Consider the following 16516-nt stretch of genomic DNA (forward strand, 5'->3'; position numbering starts at 1 on the left):
AGCAGACCCGGAGTTGCGGATTCTGTGCGGACTGCCGAAGCCTGACCCCTTATTTTGCAACGAAATAGGCGAAGTCACACGTTGAAGCGGAACTCCACCACGTCGCAGCCCATCAATCGCGGCTCAGATCGGTCTTGTCGACAGGCCACCAATGATCCGCGTTCCTGACGCACTCTGCGGCCATACGTCTCTCTGTGACCTTGCGTCGATCGGTCTCCAGATAGGTAATCCATTTTGTGGGCTTGTCGTAGAACTTGAGACGGCCCTCGCAGATCGGACAGGTGCCTTGTAGCCGGGCCAAACCGATCCGGCCTCCCCACCCGGTCAGAGCCGGAAACCAAGGGATTGGCGAGAAGTGCTGAGTTCGGTTGCTTGCTACGCTTCGCAACCACACAAAAACAACAAGGAGCAGAAGGACAACGGCGAGCGCGATCATCCATACCGGCTTGGGACTTTCTCTTGGAAGTCCGCGGCCCAACGTTTCGAAGAACGGAGCGAAGCCTTGCCAGCCCGCAATGACGCCGAGAACCCCTAACCCGACGGAAATCCAGGTCAGGAGCGCCAACGTCAGGGGGCTCTTCCAGGACCATCTAGGCTCGTATTGGGCCACCGGTTCCTCCGGTGTTCCACCAATGTGGATATCCCCAGCCGCTTGATAGACCCCACCGGAGATGTCGCCCCCACCCGAACTCACGCCTTGACTCGGCCCAACTCGGCCGAGTCGAGATCCACATTCCGGGCAGAACCTGGAGCTTCCCGATACCTCAGCAGCGCAAGCTGGGTTTGGGCAGATCATTTCTTTGCGCTAGAGGTTGTATTGTGACGGAACTCCACCACGTCGCCGTCGGCCATGACGTATTCCTTGCCTTCAATACGGACCTTGCCGCGGGACTTGGCCTCGGCCATGGATCCGGCGTCGATGAGGTCATCGAAGGAGACAACTTCGGCCTTGATGAATCCGCGCTGGAAATCTGTGTGGATGACTCCTGCAGCCTGGGGCGCGGTGTCGCCTCGGTGGATGGTCCAGGCACGGGCTTCCTTGGGACCGGCAGTGAGGTAGGTCTGCAGTCCGAGCGTGTGGAAACCGACGCGTGCCAGCTGGTCGAGGCCGGATTCGTCCTGGCCATTCATCTCGAGCATTTCGCGGGCTTCTTCTTCGTCGAGTTCAACGAGATCCGATTCGAGCTTGGCGTCGAGGAAAATGCTGTCTGCGGGCGCCACCATGGCACGGAGTTCTTCCTGCTTTTCCGGGCTGCCGAGGATTCCTTCGTCGGCGTTGAAGACGTAAATGAAGGGCTTGGCCGTGAGGAGGCTGAGCTCCTTGAGGTGCTCCATCTCCAGCTTGTCGCTCGTGACCGAGGAGAAAATCGTGTCGCCACGTTCCAACACGGCCTGGGCGGCCAAAATTGCTGCCAGTTCAGCGGCTTCGCGCTTCTTGATCTTGACTTCTTTTTCGATCCGGGGAATGGCCTTTTCGATCGTCTGGAGATCGGCCAGGATCAATTCGGTGTTGATCGTCTCAATGTCGGAGCGGGGGTCAACCTTGCCGTCGACGTGGACGACGTCCGGGTCATCGAAGACGCGGATGACTTGGGCGATGGCTTCTGCCTCGCGGATGTTTGCAAGGAACTTGTTGCCCAGGCCTTCGCCTTCGGAGGCGCCTTTGACAATTCCCGCGATGTCAACGAAAGAGACGACGGCGGGCAGGAGCCGCTGCGATCCGAAGACCTCGGCCAACTTCTGCAGGCGCGGGTCCGGCAGGTTGACGACGCCGACATTTGGCTCGATGGTGGCGAACGGGTAGTTCGCGGCCAGCACCTGGTTGCGGGTCAATGCGTTGAAAAGGGTTGATTTGCCGACGTTGGGCAGTCCGACGATGCCAATAGTAAGAGCCACGAGCATTGATTCTACCCGCTGAGGACCCTTGTCCGCTTTGCGGGAAGAACCCCGGACCGCATGGCCGGGCGCCGTGACCCGGCTTCGCTATATTGTCCTACCCCTATGCCAAGGTTGGAGGCATGGATGGTCTTGCAGTTATACTCGCTTTGTTCATGCTTCTTCTCGGTGCCGCCGCAGGGGTGGTGGCTGGCTTCCTCCTGTTTCGGCGCCGGAACGTCGCCCTTGAAGAAGATTTCGACGCCGTCTCGGAGCGGCTTGCCGCGGTGAACGCCCAGTTTGCAGCCGCCGACGCCGAGCGGCGCCTTCTGTCGTCGCAGAACCGCGAACTGAACGAGTCCAGGAACCAGGACAGCAGCGTGTTGCGTGCCCTTGCCCCCGTTGCCGAGAAGCTGACGGCCGTCCAGCAACAGGTCTCGCTTCTGGAACGGGACCGTTTGGAACAGTACGGCCAGCTTGCCCAGCAGCTCCAGGAAGCCCGTTTGTCGGATGAGCAGCTGCTGCGTTCCACCCACGCCCTGGCCTCCGCGCTGCGGTCCAACAGTGCGAGGGGGCAGTGGGGGGAAGTCCAGCTGCGCCGGGTGGTGGAAGCCGCGGGCATGTTGCGGCACGTCGATTTTCACGAGCAGGTGCACTCCGCTTCCGTGGACAACGCCGTCCGGCCTGACCTCGTTGTCCAGCTGCCCGGCGGAAAGCAACTGGTAGTCGACGCCAAAGTGCCGCTCGGGTCTTACCTTGCCGCCCAAGAACAGGGCAACATCAGGCACGTGGCAGAGAGCGGCATGCAATCGCCCGGCAATAGCACAGACGCATTGCTGCTGGCTCATGCGAAGGCCCTCAAGTCGCATGTGGATGCCTTGGGCTCCAAGAAGTACTGGGACATCCCCGGCAACTCGCCGGAGCTCGTGATCTGTTTCCTCCCGGCAGAATCGATCCTCGCTGCGGCCCTGGAAGCTGACCCGGCACTTTTGGACTATGCCCTCTCCCGGAACGTGGTCCTGGCATCCCCCGGCACCTTGCTGGCTGTTCTCAAGTCCGTTGCCTTCACGTGGCGGCAGGACGTTTTGACGGACAACGCCCGCGAACTGTTCGAGCTCGCCCGGCAGCTGTACGAACGCATGGGCACCCTGGGTGACAACGTGGCCAAGCTAGGTTCGTCTTTGAAGACCTCGGTAGATCGCTACAACGCACTCGTCGGAACGCTGGAGGCTCGCGTACTGCCCACGGCCCGGAAACTCAATGCCATGGACACCGACGGCTTGGTGTCACCGCCCGCTGTGGAAGCAGTGCCACGCACTTTGGCGGCGCCCGAACTGATCGAAGGAGAATCCGCGGCCTGAGACCGGGCTGAAACCAGCCTAGGACCGCCGGGCACCGCCTACGACGTTGGGCGGTTCCCTCGTCCGCCCAAGGCGCGTGTGACGTCTCCGGCCTCTTTGAGGGTGGCGCGCAGTTCCTTCGGCAGGGAGAACAGCAAGTCTTCCTCCGCTGTCACCACCTCTTCAACTGCACCATAGCCATAATCGGCCAGCAAGCGGAGAACGTCCTGGACCAGGACCTCGGGTACGGAAGCGCCCGAAGTCACGCCGATGGTGGCAACGCCCTCGAACCAGCGTTCGTCAACCTCGTTCGCGAAATCGACCCGGTAGGAGGCCTTGGCCCCGTATTCAAGTGCCACTTCGACGAGCCGCACAGAGTTGGAGGAATTCGCGGACCCGACCACGATCACCAGGTCCGCCTGCGGTGCAATCTTCTTGATGGCCACTTGGCGGTTGGTGGTGGCGTAGCAAATGTCGTCGCTGGGCGGATCCTGCAGCGTGGGGAACCGTTCCTTGAGCATCCGTACCGTCTCCATGGTCTCGTCCACGCTCAGGGTGGTCTGTGAAAGCCAGATGGTCTTCTCCGGATTGCGCACGGTGACCTTGTCAACTTCGTGCGGACCGTTGATGATCTGGATGTGGTCCGGAGCTTCACCGGCCGTGCCTTCCACTTCCTCGTGACCGTCATGGCCGATGAGGAGAATGTCGTAGTCTTCCTTGGCGAAACGGACGGCTTCGCGGTGCACTTTCGTGACAAGGGGGCACGTGGCATCGATGGTACGCAGGCCGCGGTCCTCGGCCGACTGAACAACGGCCGGGGACACTCCGTGGGCGGAGAAGATCACCAGTGCTCCTTCGGGCACCTCATCTGTCTCATCGACGAAGATGGCACCCTTCTCCTCCAGGGAGGTGACGACATGAACGTTGTGCACGATCTGCTTACGCACGTAGACGGGCGGGCCATAGTGTTCCAGCGCTTTCTCCACCGCGATGACTGCGCGATCGACTCCTGCACAGTATCCGCGAGGAGCCGCGAGCAGGACCCGCTTGGGGGCCGACACCGGGGCGGCGGCCAGCACCTCTTCCGGCGTCCGGCGCCTACGCGGGACAGTGGGCATCGGAATGGAAACTGCTGAGCTGGTCATTCCTCCATGCTACCGGCAGCGTTCACCCGCACGCTCGGCCTGGCTTTGGGTGAGAAAATCGCACCGAGCAGGCCGAGGAGCGCAAATACTCCCGCGGCAATCCAGGCGATGGTGATCCAGCCGTTGAAATTGTCGACCGACGCCGCCACCAACTCCCGCGCGAAAAGACCGCCTGTGGCGGTTCCGCCCAAGCCCGCATCGCCTGCGCCCTTCAGCACCGTCGTAGCCACTTGCCACAGTGCCGCGACTGCGGCCAGGCCCAGTCCGGTGAACAAGAGAAGCACACCCCTGCGTTTCGCGGCAAGCAGCCCCAGGACAAACAGCAGGACGGCGCCGAGGCCTGGAATCCACCACATCGGCGCGTACGCGGCGATGGCGTCTACCTGCTGGCGCTGGGCGGGGCCGCCGATGTTGATCAGGGTGGAGTCCGGCGTCGCAATGGGGAGGCCGGTTGCCGCGTGGAGCCTGTCTGCGGCGAGCTTGGCCAGGGGCCCGACGTCGAGCACCAAGGACGTCCCCGCGGTCGAGTTCCCGGCACCGGTGTTGCCTGCGAAATTCAGTTGGTGGCTGCGGCGTACGGTTTCATTCCACGCTTGCGGGTATTCGGGCCACGTGGTCATCGCGGTGGCCGCATCTTTGAGGAAAGTGGCGCCAAGTTGCTCCACCTGCGCCGGTAGATTGATTTTGGATTCCAGGCTTGCGACGGCGGTGGCCGCCAGGCGCGACTGGAACGCTTGGTCCTTCCCTAGCGAAGCCGTGAGCCCCACGAAACCGTCTTCACGAACGATGTTGGCGTCTGTCCATGCCATAGGGACGGCGATTCCTGTGAGCAGAAGGGCAAAGATCACTGCGATTGCAGAGACGAACGTGCGCAATGGATTCCTCAGGTTTGGAGTACAGCAGTTCCAGCCGGGGCGACGACCAGAAAATGTCAGTCATGCATGCTACAAGGTATGGATAGAGTTGGAAGCCTGCCGCCAACTTTGAGGCAGCAAACTTTTCAGTAGCACTCATAGCTGCGGAGCTACCGGCAGCCCTTAGCAACGTACCAGCGAGGACGGAACCATGCACAAGCCACCAGCAGGAGGCTACCCGCGTGTCCTATGATGCCGTGCCCGGCGCCACGCCACAGCCGTTGCCAACCGCGGAGTCTCCCAAAGGAGAGTCAACACTGCCCGCCACGGCGTCGGAGACCACCCCGGACAATCCGTGGCCATTGCAACTGCTGTCCCGCAAGCTCAAGACGCACATAGAACGGGCTCCGGCGGCGTGGATTGAAGGCCAAGTCATCGAACTCAACCGTCGTGGAGGCAGCGCTTTCGTGACGTTGCGGGACACAGACGCTGAAATTTCTTTGCCTGCATCGCTGTGGTCCAATGTCCTGGACCGCCAGAAGGTGCCGTTGGAGCGTGGCTCACGCGTCGTCGCATTGGTGAAGCCCGAATTCTGGCTTAAGACCGGCCGGCTCAACATGTCGATCAAAGACATCCGTCCGGTGGGCCTTGGCGATCTCCTCGCAAGAATCGAGCGCCTACGCCAGGCACTCGCCGCAGAGGGGTTGTTCTCAGACTCTCGGAAGAAGCGGCTGCCTTTACTCCCCCACCGGATCGGGCTCATCACGGGCCGCGATTCGGACGCCAAGAAAGACGTCCTGCGCAACGCGGCCCTTCGCTGGCCCGCCGTCGAATTCGCCATTCGCGAGGTCGCGGTCCAAGGGGTTACCGCAGTCACCCAGATCCTCGCCGCCCTCAGGGAGCTCGACGGCGATCCCCATGTGGATGTGATCGTGATCGCCCGTGGCGGCGGTGCTTTGGAGGATCTACTCCCCTTCAGCAACGAGGAACTGGTACGGGCGGTATCTGCTGCGGCTACTCCCGTGGTCAGCGCAATTGGCCATGAGGCCGATCACCCTATCTTGGACGACGTCGCCGATCTGCGGGCGTCCACGCCTACCGACGCCGCGAAGAGGATCGTGCCGGACGTCGCTGAAGAATTGGCGAGGGTCCGGCAGGCCCGCGAGCAACTGCACCGTAGCGTGGGCCGCCTGGTGGACCGGGAAACCGATCGACTCCACGCTTTACGGTCACGCCCTGTTTTGGCTTCCCCCGAGGGAATGGTCACGGCGCGGGAAGAGGACGTCGAGCGACTCCGGAAACACGCGCACACGGCGGTGAGCGCCGCCGTCGTCCGCGCACTTGACCAGGTGCACCACCTCCGCGCCCAGATAAGGGCCTTGTCCCCGCAAAAAACGCTGGACCGCGGTTACGCGGTGGTCCAAGTGACGGGAGCGGACGGCGTCGGCCACGATGTCGTCCGGAACCCGGACCAAGCCCCGGACGGCACCGAGCTGACCCTGCGGTTAGCGGAAGGCCGTCTCTCAGCCGTGTCTTCCGGAACTTCCGGACACCCAAGCAAAAAACAGCAGAATGAGGACTAAGAGATGACAGCGGAGAACACCTCCCCCGAAGCCAAGGGTTCAGCTGAGAACCTGGACGCCCTCAGTTACGAGGAAGCCCGCGAGCAGCTGATGGGCGTTGTTGGCCGCCTTGAAGCCGGCGGAGCAAGCCTTGAGGAATCACTCGCGCTGTGGGAACGCGGCGAGGCGCTGGCCAAGCGCTGTGAAGAGTGGTTGGAAGGTGCCCGCAGGAGGCTTGCCGCGGCCCAGAGCAAGAGCGAGGAATAGCGAGGATTTGCGACGGCCACGCGCTGAGCATCAGGCACGTTGATTAGGCTTGGGCGGCACGTTAGGATTCGACGGCCAACGCCCGTTCAGCCGATACGTCAAAGTCCGCCTTCGGCCAGCTCAGGTCCAGCTTCGCGAGTGTCTCGAGGAGAAGCTCCTGGACGGCGATCCTCGCAAACCACTTCTTGTTCGCTGGAACCACATACCATGGCGCCACCTCGGTTGACGTCTTCTCGAAGACGAGCTGATAGGCCTTCATGTAGGAATCCCAATGGGCACGTTCCTTGAGATCGCTCGCATTGTACTTCCAGTGCTTGGAAGGGTCGTCCAATCGCGCCAGCAAGCGCGCTTTCTGTTCATCGCTGCTGATGTTCAACATGACCTTGACGATCGCAGTGCCTTGCTCGGCGAGTCGTGCCTCGAACTCGTTGATTGCTGCATAACGCCGTTCCAGTTCGGCCTCATCGGCCCAACCGTGCACTCGGTGAATCAGCACGTCCTCGTAGTGGGAGCGGTCAAAAACCCCCACGAATCCAGGGGTAGGCAGAGCCTTCTCGATCCGCCAGAGGAAGTCGTGGGCTTTTTCCTCGTCCGTCGGAGCCTTGAAAGGGGCAACCTTGACTCCCTGCGGATCCATCGATCCCACGACGTGCTCAACAATCCCGCCTTTGCCGGCAGTGTCCATGGCTTGGAGGATCAACAGCACCCGTTTGGGGCTACCGAACTTCCCCTCGGCAAAGAGCATCTCCTGGAGCTCGTCCAAGCGGTCGTCCTGGGCCGCCAGCAAAGCGACCCCATCGGATTTCTTCCCCCTGTAGCCGGGCGTCGATTCCGGATCCACCCCGGACAGCGAGAAGCCCGGCCCGGCTTTCAGTTCCTTCGACGGACTGCGCTTGAAACCCACAACGGCGGCCATTCGACTTCCCCTCCGGTCTGGCCGCATTCATCGCGGCATGCACAACAGGCTAGTTGCCTTGGTACCGCCCGAGGAAGTCCGCCATGCGGCCAATCGCTTCTTCAATGTCCTTGACGTTTGGCAGGGTCACCATCCGGAAGTGATCAGGACGCACCCAGTTGAAAGCCCGGCCGTGCGAGACAAGGATCTTTTGTTCCTTGAGCAGGTCGAGGACGAATTTCTCGTCATCGCGGATGTGATAGACCTCGGGGTCCAACTTCGGGAACAGATAGAGGGCACCCCTGGCCTGCTGCGTGCTGACGCCGGGAATGGCGTTCAGAAGATCGTAGGCTTTGTTCCGCTGCTCCAGGAGCCTGCCGCCGGGCAGGATGAGATCGTTGATGCTCTGGTGGCCCCCCAAGGCGGTCTGGATGGCATGCTGTGCCGGTACGTTGGCGCACAAGCGCATGTTGGCCAGCAGGTTGATGCCCTCGAGGTAGTCAGCGGCATCCTTCTTGGGGCCGGAGATGGCCATCCAGCCGGCACGGTAGCCACACACCCGGTAGGCCTTGGACAATCCACTGAACGTCAGGCAGAGCACGTCGTCGCCGGTGAGCCCGGCAAGATTCACGTGGACAGCGTCTTCGTAGAGGATCTTCTCGTAAATTTCATCAGCGAAAACCACCAGACCATGCTTTTCGGCCAGAGCCACGATCTTCTTGAGGGTCTCCTCCGGGTACACGGCACCCGTGGGGTTATTGGGGTTGATGACCACGATGCCCTTGGTTTGAGGCGTGATCTTTGATTCCATGTCCTCAAGGTCCGGCTGCCAGCCCGATTCTTCGTCGCACAGATAGTGGACAGGGCGGCCGCCGGCCAGTGCCACTGAAGCGGTCCAGAGTGGGTAATCGGGAGTGGGGATGAGGATCTCGTCTCCCACCTCCAGCAAGGCCATGAGCGACATGGTGATGAGCTCACTCACGCCGTTGCCCAGGTAGATGTCGTCAACGTGGATGTTTTGGATACCGCGGGTCTGGTAGTACTGCGAGACGGCGGTGCGGGCCGAGAAAATACCGCGCGAATCGCTGTATCCCTGGGCATGCGGCAGGTGGCGGATCATGTCCACCAAAATCGCGTCCGGCGCTTCAAATCCGAAGGGGGCCGGGTTTCCGATATTCAGTTTGAGGATACGGTGACCCTCTGCCTCCATCTGCTGGGCGGCCTGAAGAATCGGTCCACGGATGTCGTAAAGGACATTATGAAGCTTGGTGGACTGCTTGAATTCTGCCATCCATCAAATATGCCATACCGGGGATGTTCTTCAGTTGAGACGTCACTCACATACACGACGACGGCGAGGCCCCCAAAGGGTCCCCCGCCGCCGTCGTCCTTGGCAGGGGCCTCCGCCGCCTGGGCCCCCGCTACCGAGGGGCCCCAATAGAGCTTGCGAGATTGGGGAGGTAGCGGGGAGGGTTCCCTGGACGAGCGGAGCGAGGCGAGGGAGGCGGTGGGGACTTACTTCACGATCCCCTTGTCCTTGAGCCATGCGGCTGCAGCGTCCTTGGGGTTCTGCTTCTGGTTGCCGCTGACGGCGCGGTTGAGGTTGATGAGATCGTCCGTGGTCAGGATCTTGGACACGGCGTTGAGGGCGCCCTTCGCCTTGTCCGTCATCTTGGCCTTGTTGTACAGCGGGAGGACCTGCTGGGCCTTGAAGTTGTTCTTGGGATCATCCAGGACCACCAAGGCGTTGTCCTGGATGGACGGCGTGGTGGTGTAGATGTCGGCAACCTGGACGTCGTTGGACAACAGGGCCTGCAACGTCAAGTTACCGCCGCCGTCACTGAACGGCTTCAGGCCCTTGAGAACGCAGTTGTAGTTGGCCTTGAGGCCCGGGAACCCGTAGGCACGGGTCTCGAAGGTTGCCGGCGCCGCCATCGTGAAGTCCTGGCAGACCTTGGCGAGGTCCTCAATGGACTTGAGCCGGTACTTCTCTGCCGTGGCCTTGGTAACAACCATCGCGTCCTTGTCTTCGGCTTTGGCAGCGTCCAGCACTCCCAATCCCTGCGGAAGCTTGCCGGGCAGCGCCTTGTAGACGTCATCGGCCGAAACCTGGGTAGCGTTCGCGTCCAGGTAGGACAGCAGGTTGCCGGAGTAGTCCGGAGCGAGATCGATCGAACCGTCCTGGACGGCCTTGAAGTAGATTTCGCGCGATCCGATATTGGGTTTGGTGGTGGCAGTGACGCCCGCGGCGTTCAGTGCTCCCGCGTAGATTTCGGCGATGACCTGGCTCTCCGGGAAATCTGCCGAACCCACGGTCAGGGAGCCCCCCGCCCCGGAGGGAGCGTTGGTGGACGGCGTGGACAGCGGGCTGCCGCCACATGCGCTCAGGGCAAGCGCGACGCCGACTCCGGCCGCTAGGCCGCCGAGCCCGCGGCGGGTCAGGGTGACGGGGTGCTTCATGCGGTACCTCCTTGAACGGCAGCCCCCGCTGGTGCAGCGGCTGCGAGATCTCCGGCTGCCTTGTGGCCGCCGTTGGAATCGATGGAAAGTCCCGGCGGGAGCAGAATCTTCTGCACCAGCGCCAGAATGAGGTCGACGGCGATTGCCAACGCCGCGATGAGCAGTGACCCGCCGAGCATGCGGGGGAAGTCCTGGAGGACCAATCCGTCAAAAAGATAACGCCCCAAGCCTCCCAACGGAAGATAGGCCACCACGGAAACCGTCGCGATGACTTGCAGGACCGCAGTGCGGATGCCACCAAACATGACCTGCAGGCCGTTGGGCAGTTCCACTCGGAACAGAATCTGGAGTTCTGTCATGCCCATGGCCCGGGCTCCGTCAACAACCGTTGGATCCACGCTGGAAATCCCGGCGTACGTCCCGGCCAGGAGGGGCGGCACCGTCAAGATGACCAAGGCCCAGACGGGTGGCATGAGTCCGCTTCCGGCCAACAGGGCGAAAAGGACGAGCAGACCAAGGGTGGGAAGTGCTCGCAGGGCCCCGGCGAACGCCACGGCAACGACGCGTCCATGTCCTGTGTGGCCGATGAAGAGGCCCACCGGCACGGCGATGGCCGCGGCAATTACCAGGACCAACCCGGAATACTCCAGGTGCTCCAGGAGCCTCGTGGCGATTCCACCGCTTCCTGACCAATGCACCGGATCCGTGAGCCACGCGAGGGTGTCGACGAAGATGTTGCTCATCGGCCGGCCTCCGCGTGGATCCCGGCATCCGCGATGAACTGCGCCGCTGTGGTATCCGCTTTGGTGTCTTGCTTGGCGGTTGCGGCACTGGCCCGCGTCCACGGTGTCAGCAGCTTCTCCAGCAGAACCAGGACCGTGTCCATGATGAGGGCCAGCAGAAGGATGGCGATGATGCCGACCACTACCTCTGTGACGAACGCCCGCTGCAGGCCGTCGGTGAACAGCATTCCGAGGTTCCCGACACCCAGGAGCGCGGCGACGCTGACGAGGGAAATATTGCTGACGGACACCACGCGCAGGCCAGCGAAAAGCACGGGCAAGGAAAGGGGCAGGTCGATCTGCAGGAACCGAGCGGTCGGCTTGAAACCCATGGATACGGCCGCCATCCGGAGGTCGTCGTCCACGGAATCGAAAGCGTCCATGGCAGCCCGCACCAGCAAGGCAACGGCGTAGATGGTGAGGGCAACCACCACGTTGAGCGGATCCAGGATCCGGGTTCCCAGGATCGGCGGAAGGATGATGAAAAGCGCCAAGGAGGGGATGGTGTACAGCAGTGAACTTCCCGTGGTGACCGCGGCCCTGAGGGTTCGGTTCCTGCGAGCCAGTTGCCCCAGGGGCACGGCGATGAGCAGCCCCAAAACCATGGGAATCAGGGCCAGGACAAGGTGCTCACCCGCCCGTTGGAAGACCATTCCGCTGTTCGCCAGGAACCATTCCATCAGGGGGCATCCTCCCGGTTGTGCCGGGTTTTTTCGATCAGGGCCAGCACTTCCTCCGCTTTGAGGACACCGGCGAGCCTGCCGCCGTCGTCGACCACCACGCCGAGGCCCGAAGGCGAGGACAAAGCCGCATCCAGCGCCCGGCGGAGCGTATCCCCACGCCGGAACAGGGAACCTCCGGGAACCAGTCCGGCCCCGTCACGCGGCGAGGCCCATCCCATGGGCCGGGAGTCGCCGTCGAGCACCAATGCCCATTCGCCGCTGCTCGCGCCGAGTTGCGACGCGTCGACGGTCTTGACAGGATGCACCGGCACGGCATCGGCGGCGTTGAAGGCCAGGTGCCGGAATCCCCTGTCGCGTCCAACAAAAGAGGCCACGAAATCGTTGGCGGGGGCACGAAGGATCTCTTCTGGCGCCGCATATTGCGCCAGCTTGCCCCCGACGGCGAAGACGGCCACTTTGTCGCCGAGCACCGTGGCTTCATCGATGTCGTGGGTGACGAAGACGATGGTCTTGGCCAGCTCGCGCTGAAGCCGGAGGAGTTCCCGCTGGAGTTCGTCGCGAACCACGGGATCCACTGCGCTGAAGGGCTCATCCATGAGCAGTACCGGCGGGTCGGCCGCCAGCGCTCGCGCTACCCCGACGCGCTGCTGCTGGCCGCCGGACAATTGGGACGGGTACCGCTTGCCAAGCACAGAAGCCAGCCCGACGACGTCGAGCAATTCTTGCGCGCGTTTGCGGGCTGCCGCCTTGGAGACACCGTTGAGCCTCGGAACGGTGGCGATGTTGTCCAGCACCGAGCGGTGAGGCATCAGCCCTGAGGACTGCATGACATATCCCATGGAGCGGCGCAACTGGGCAGCCGGTTCGTTCGAAACGTCCTTGCCGGCCACGGTGATGGTGCCCGACGTGGGCTCCACCATGCGGTTGATCATCCGCAGCGAGGTGGTTTTTCCGCAGCCCGAAGGCCCGACGAACACGGTGATTGCACCTTTGTCGATGGACATGCTCAATCCATCAACCGCGGGTTGCCCGCCCTGATACTGCTTGGTGACGCTCTGGAACTCAATCATGGCTTCAGCCATTCCCGGGCTTACCTCACTGCTAGGCGGCAATATCAACGATGGAAACGATTCAACAGTGACCTGATGTTTCTACAGCCTAGCCAGCACCACCGACGATGTCAGCGCAGGCGCGAAGACCGTAATGAATCGGCAATGCTCAGGACGTCGGGAGTTTTCCGTTGACGGGCCTTTCACTGTGCAAGCGGAGGCCGATGTCCACCAGGGAAACACGGTTCAATCCGGGTACCTTGTCCAACGGCACCCAGGCCGCGTGGGTAGTGCTGCCATCTATCTCGTGGGTCAGTTCGCCGCCCGTGATGCTCGCCTCGTAGACCAGGCGGATCGCCTGGAATCCACGGTCCAATCCGTCCAGCCGCTCCTCGCCCGGCCAGTGTCCGACGTCGATACCGAGCATCGCTCCGATGTCGGCGTCGTACCCGGTTTCCTCCAGGATCTCGCGGCGGCAACCATCCACGGGGTGCTCCCCCAAGTCCAAGCCTCCGCCGGGGAGGGTCCACCCTTCTTTGCCGTCTTGCTTCCAATAGGCCAGAAGGATTGCACTGTCACGGATGACCACTCCGTAGGCTGCCGGGCGGGTATCGAACTCGATGCTCATGGAGCCAGCCTAAGCGGGCAGCAACGCCTCCGCGATCTCCGAGTTGTCTGTTGCCTCAAGATCGGCGCTTTCACAAAGTTCCACCACGGTGCCGGGCTTTTCGAGTTCAAGCACTTTGATGCTGTTGCGGCCGGTCCGAATGAGCGGTGCTGGAACGTAAAGCGTGTTTTGGGGTCCGATGCTCCAGTACCGGCCAAGGAGGAAGCCGTTGATCCAAACGAAGCCTTTTCCTGAGTCGGACAGGGCGAGATACGTGTCCGCGGCTTCCCCCGCCACGAACTCTGCCCCGGCGAGCTGCACGATCTCCTCGGAACCCCATTCGGCGAGCCGCACTGGCGTCTGCGTCCAGTGGAAGGTGTACCGCTGGTTGACCAGGACGCCGCCGAGGATTCCTTTGCCGTGCCCGGTCAGGGGTCCGTAGTTGATCCGCCCCAGGTTCTCTACGAGGATCTCCAGCTTGACCGAAGCCCCGGTCCCGGTCACCTTCAGGCCCTCCGGCGCAGTGACGTCGTCGAGGATTCCCGCGAAGACGCCATCCACCCAGATGTAGGCCCGGTCGTTCAAGCCCGTGATTCGAAGCGCGCATTCCGTCGGGGTTTCAGGCTTCCCCGGCAGCACGGCCTCGGCCGAATACAGCACCATGCCGGCGTCGAGCCCCAATTGTTCGAAGCTCAGGGGACGGACGCTGGCAACAGGGATTCCTGCCGCCCTGGCAATTGCTAGAAGCCCCGGACCGGGCGTCAACGGCAGCGTCTGAGCGGGGAGAACCGCCGGTTTGGCGAGCAGCTCTTGCGGAAGCTGAGGAAGCTCCTCGATCCCTTGCGCCCTCAGGAACTCGCGCCGCAGTGCGTGGAACTTGGGAGTGAGGGTTCCGTTCTCGGCAATGGGAGCATCGGAGTCGTAGCTCGTGACGGTGGGCTGGATACGGGTACCGTCGTGATTGCAGCCCGAACCAAGCCCGAAGTTGCTGCCTCCGTGGGCCATGTAGATGCAGACGGAGCCATCCAGATCGAGCATTTTCCGGACCTCCGCGGCTGCTTCGGCGGCATCCCGCACATGATGGTGTTCGCCCCAATGATCGAACCAGCCGCCCCAGAACTCGACGTTGAAGAACGGCTCGCCCGGGCGGCGGCGTTCCCACGTTGCCACCGCTTCGTCGCCGCGGCTGCCGAGGGTCGCGGTCGCCCATGTCCCGTCGATGGCGCCGCCGTCGAGGTAGTAGTCCGTGCCGCCGTCGGCAGTGAACAGCATTTCGGTGATTCCGCGCTCTTCCAGCGCGCGGCGATTCCAACGGATGTAGTCATGGTCGTCGCCGTAGCTGCCGTACTCGTTCTCGATCTGCACAGCCACCACCGGTCCTCCGACTGATGCCTGGCGGCTGGCAATGATGGGAAGCACATGGTCAAACCACAGCTCAAGAGCGGCGGTGAACACAGGATCGAGGCAACGCAAACCGATCCCCGGGGTGCCGGTGAGCCACGCCGGGAAGCCGCCGTTGTCCCACTCAGCACAAATGTAGGGACCAGGGCGGACAATGACGTCGAGCCCTTCTTCGGCAGCGAGATCAATGAACCGGCCGAGGTCCCGCCACCCACTGAAATCCGGCGCAATATCGGGACTAGGCTGGTGGAAGTTCCAGGCCACATAGGTGTCCACCGTGTTGGCACCCATGGCTTTGAGCTTGCGCAGCCGGTCCTGCCAGTGGTCCGGGTGTACGCGGAAGTAATGGATGGCTCCGGCAAGGATGCGGTAGCGTTCCCCGGAACGGTAGAGGACGGCGTCGTGGTAGCTCAAAACGGCATTGTTCACGCCAAACATAATAGTACATTTAGCAACATTTCAGCACATGGAGTTGTATCGTGACCAACTTGGAAACGGCCCCGGCCCAGGAAGTCTGCCCCGCCGGTCACCCCGGCCAAGGACCTTGTGTGCAGCTTTGGCCGTCCCGCGAGGTTCCCTTGGGCGGCGTCCGCAACATGACGGTCTCCCGCACCCTCCCCCAGCGCGGCCTGCCGACCGTGGGAGCGTGGTGCTTCCTGGACAGCTTCGGCCCGGATCGGGTGGCGATGAGCGTCCTCCCCCACCCGCACATGGGATTGCAAACCGTCACGTGGCCGCTCTTGGGTGAGGTTCGGCACCGCGACAGTGTGGGAAGCGACGTCGTGGTGCGCCCCGGTCAGCTGAACATCATGACCGCCGGCCGCGGCATTTCGCATTCCGAGTTCGGCGTCCTGCCGGCAGGACTTCATGCGGACGGAACGCCCGACGGCGGCGCTCCCCTGCCGCTCTCACGCGGCCTGCAGTTGTGGGTTGCCTTGCCGGACGCTGAACGGCACCGGACGCCGTCGTTCCAACAAGTCGTCGATCTACCCGTGGTTGCCACAGATGGTTTCAGGGCTACCGTTCTCGTCGGTGAATTCGCCGGACAACGCTCGCCCGCCATCATGTACAGCCCGATTGTCGGCGTCGAAATCACTGCCTCGGACGCCGTCGAACTGCCACTCAACCCGGTCTTCGAACACGCGGTCCTGGTTCTGGACGGCTCGGCCGTGATCGATGGCCAGGCAGTCGACCCCGGCCCCTTGGCCTTCCTCGGTACCGGCCGCGAATCGCTCCACGTCGAGGCAGCTCCTGGAACCCGTTTCATGCTCCTCGGCGGAGTACCCTTCGAAGAAGACGTCCTGATGTGGTGGAACTTCGTGGGCCGGACGCACGAAGAAGTAGAGCAGGCGCGCGAGGATTGGGAAGCCCAGGCGCTCCTGGGCGACGACGACGCCCGTGCTGCGCGGTTCGGCTTGATCGATGGCCATGGGCCTGATGCGGGAGCAGAGGCCGGGCGCATCCCCGCACCGCCTATGCCGGGAGTCCAGCTCAAGCCGAGGACCCGAAACAGGACTGTGGAGTAGGGCTCACAGCCCGGCGACACGCATCAGGACTGGCGACACAGGAATTCCCTGCGTCGCCAGTCCTTCTCCG

Annotated in this window: 16 protein-coding genes; 4 read left to right on the forward strand and 12 right to left on the reverse strand. The window is 62.6% G+C overall.

Features of this window, described 5'->3' with window-relative positions; all coding sequences use genetic code 11:
• Positions 1-112 precede the first annotated feature (112 nt).
• Together HNP00_RS14645 and ychF are read right to left on the reverse strand one after the other, a co-directional pair.
• The gene (locus HNP00_RS14645; protein WP_184740359.1) at positions 113-565 is read right to left on the reverse strand and encodes a hypothetical protein; all 453 of its coding nucleotides are present in this window, start codon (positions 563-565) and stop codon (positions 113-115) included.
• A 227-nt stretch (positions 566-792) separates the two neighbouring features.
• Positions 793-1896, reverse strand: a complete 1104-nt coding sequence (ychF, locus tag HNP00_RS14650; protein ID WP_184740361.1) for a redox-regulated ATPase YchF — start codon at positions 1894-1896, stop codon at positions 793-795.
• 122 nt (positions 1897-2018) lie between these two features.
• Here ychF and HNP00_RS14655 point away from each other — a divergent pair, with 122 nt between their 5' ends.
• Entirely contained in the window at positions 2019-3236 is a 1218-nt protein-coding gene (locus HNP00_RS14655; RefSeq protein ID WP_184740363.1) for a DNA recombination protein RmuC, read from the forward strand.
• A gap of 38 nt (positions 3237-3274) precedes the next feature.
• On the opposite strand, the gene HNP00_RS14660 is transcribed toward HNP00_RS14655, so the two are convergent.
• Positions 3275-4360, reverse strand: a complete 1086-nt coding sequence (locus HNP00_RS14660) for a 4-hydroxy-3-methylbut-2-enyl diphosphate reductase (RefSeq protein ID WP_184740365.1) — start codon at positions 4358-4360, stop codon at positions 3275-3277.
• Positions 4357-5235 (reverse strand): hypothetical protein, encoded by an 879-nt coding sequence (locus tag HNP00_RS14665; protein WP_184740367.1) that lies wholly within the window; start codon positions 5233-5235, stop codon positions 4357-4359. The genes HNP00_RS14660 and HNP00_RS14665 overlap by 4 nt, the downstream gene beginning before the upstream one ends.
• A gap of 260 nt (positions 5236-5495) precedes the next feature.
• On the opposite strand from HNP00_RS14665, the gene xseA reads away from it, so the two are divergent.
• Entirely contained in the window at positions 5496-6797 is a 1302-nt protein-coding gene (gene xseA, locus HNP00_RS14670; protein ID WP_184740630.1) for an exodeoxyribonuclease VII large subunit, read from the forward strand.
• A 3-nt stretch (positions 6798-6800) separates the two neighbouring features.
• Complete coding sequence (locus HNP00_RS14675; protein ID WP_184740369.1) at positions 6801-7043, forward strand: exodeoxyribonuclease VII small subunit; 243 nt, start codon at positions 6801-6803, stop codon at positions 7041-7043.
• A 61-nt stretch (positions 7044-7104) separates the two neighbouring features.
• Here HNP00_RS14675 and HNP00_RS14680 read toward each other — a convergent pair whose 3' ends face one another.
• The 8 genes from HNP00_RS14680 to HNP00_RS14715 form a co-directional block, all read right to left on the reverse strand.
• The gene (locus tag HNP00_RS14680) at positions 7105-7959 is read right to left on the reverse strand and encodes a polyphosphate kinase 2 family protein (RefSeq protein ID WP_184740371.1); all 855 of its coding nucleotides are present in this window, start codon (positions 7957-7959) and stop codon (positions 7105-7107) included.
• 49 nt (positions 7960-8008) lie between these two features.
• The gene (locus HNP00_RS14685) at positions 8009-9229 is read right to left on the reverse strand and encodes a pyridoxal phosphate-dependent aminotransferase (RefSeq protein WP_059387460.1); all 1221 of its coding nucleotides are present in this window, start codon (positions 9227-9229) and stop codon (positions 8009-8011) included.
• Between the two features lie 224 nt (positions 9230-9453).
• Positions 9454-10398, reverse strand: coding sequence for an ABC transporter substrate-binding protein (locus HNP00_RS14690; protein ID WP_184740373.1), 945 nt, complete (start codon positions 10396-10398; stop codon positions 9454-9456).
• Positions 10395-11141: an ABC transporter permease gene (locus HNP00_RS14695; RefSeq protein WP_184740375.1), complete on the reverse strand. Its 747-nt coding sequence runs from the start codon at positions 11139-11141 to the stop codon at positions 10395-10397. Before HNP00_RS14695 ends, HNP00_RS14690 begins: the two co-directional genes overlap by 4 nt.
• Positions 11138-11860 carry an ABC transporter permease gene (locus HNP00_RS14700; protein ID WP_184740377.1) on the reverse strand — a complete coding sequence of 241 codons (723 nt, stop codon included), beginning with the start codon at positions 11858-11860 and terminating at the stop codon, positions 11138-11140. The genes HNP00_RS14695 and HNP00_RS14700 overlap by 4 nt, the downstream gene beginning before the upstream one ends.
• Positions 11860-12945 (reverse strand): ABC transporter ATP-binding protein, encoded by a 1086-nt coding sequence (locus HNP00_RS14705; RefSeq protein WP_311770581.1) that lies wholly within the window; start codon positions 12943-12945, stop codon positions 11860-11862. Before HNP00_RS14705 ends, HNP00_RS14700 begins: the two co-directional genes overlap by 1 nt.
• A 136-nt stretch (positions 12946-13081) precedes the next feature.
• Positions 13082-13540: an NUDIX hydrolase gene (locus HNP00_RS14710; protein WP_184740379.1), complete on the reverse strand. Its 459-nt coding sequence runs from the start codon at positions 13538-13540 to the stop codon at positions 13082-13084.
• Between the two features lie 9 nt (positions 13541-13549).
• Positions 13550-15349, reverse strand: coding sequence for a beta-galactosidase family protein (locus HNP00_RS14715; RefSeq protein ID WP_184740381.1), 1800 nt, complete (start codon positions 15347-15349; stop codon positions 13550-13552).
• Between the two features lie 50 nt (positions 15350-15399).
• Here HNP00_RS14715 and HNP00_RS14720 point away from each other — a divergent pair, with 50 nt between their 5' ends.
• Positions 15400-16446 (forward strand): pirin-like C-terminal cupin domain-containing protein, encoded by a 1047-nt coding sequence (locus HNP00_RS14720; RefSeq protein ID WP_184740383.1) that lies wholly within the window; start codon positions 15400-15402, stop codon positions 16444-16446.
• The last annotated feature ends 70 nt before the right edge of the window (positions 16447-16516 follow it).

Source organism: Arthrobacter sp. AZCC_0090, assembly GCF_014207375.1.
Taxonomy (GTDB): Bacteria; Actinomycetota; Actinomycetes; order Actinomycetales; family Micrococcaceae; genus Arthrobacter.

What these genes read in the sequence shown, in the direction of transcription:
- HNP00_RS14655 (WP_184740363.1), top strand. Translation starts at nt 2,019, where the DNA reads ATGGATGGTCTTGCAGTTATACTCGCTTTGTTCATGCTTCTTCTCGGT.
- HNP00_RS14660 (WP_184740365.1), bottom strand. Translation starts at nt 4,360, where the DNA reads ATGACCAGCTCAGCAGTTTCCATTCCGATGCCCACTGTCCCGCGTAGG.
- HNP00_RS14675 (WP_184740369.1), top strand. Translation starts at nt 6,801, where the DNA reads ATGACAGCGGAGAACACCTCCCCCGAAGCCAAGGGTTCAGCTGAGAAC.
- HNP00_RS14680 (WP_184740371.1), bottom strand. Translation starts at nt 7,959, where the DNA reads ATGGCCGCCGTTGTGGGTTTCAAGCGCAGTCCGTCGAAGGAACTGAAA.
- HNP00_RS14685 (WP_059387460.1), bottom strand. Translation starts at nt 9,229, where the DNA reads ATGGCAGAATTCAAGCAGTCCACCAAGCTTCATAATGTCCTTTACGAC.
- HNP00_RS14690 (WP_184740373.1), bottom strand. Translation starts at nt 10,398, where the DNA reads ATGAAGCACCCCGTCACCCTGACCCGCCGCGGGCTCGGCGGCCTAGCG.
- HNP00_RS14695 (WP_184740375.1), bottom strand. Translation starts at nt 11,141, where the DNA reads ATGAGCAACATCTTCGTCGACACCCTCGCGTGGCTCACGGATCCGGTG.
- HNP00_RS14700 (WP_184740377.1), bottom strand. Translation starts at nt 11,860, where the DNA reads ATGGAATGGTTCCTGGCGAACAGCGGAATGGTCTTCCAACGGGCGGGT.
- HNP00_RS14705 (WP_311770581.1), bottom strand. Translation starts at nt 12,945, where the DNA reads ATGGCTGAAGCCATGATTGAGTTCCAGAGCGTCACCAAGCAGTATCAG.
- HNP00_RS14710 (WP_184740379.1), bottom strand. Translation starts at nt 13,540, where the DNA reads ATGAGCATCGAGTTCGATACCCGCCCGGCAGCCTACGGAGTGGTCATC.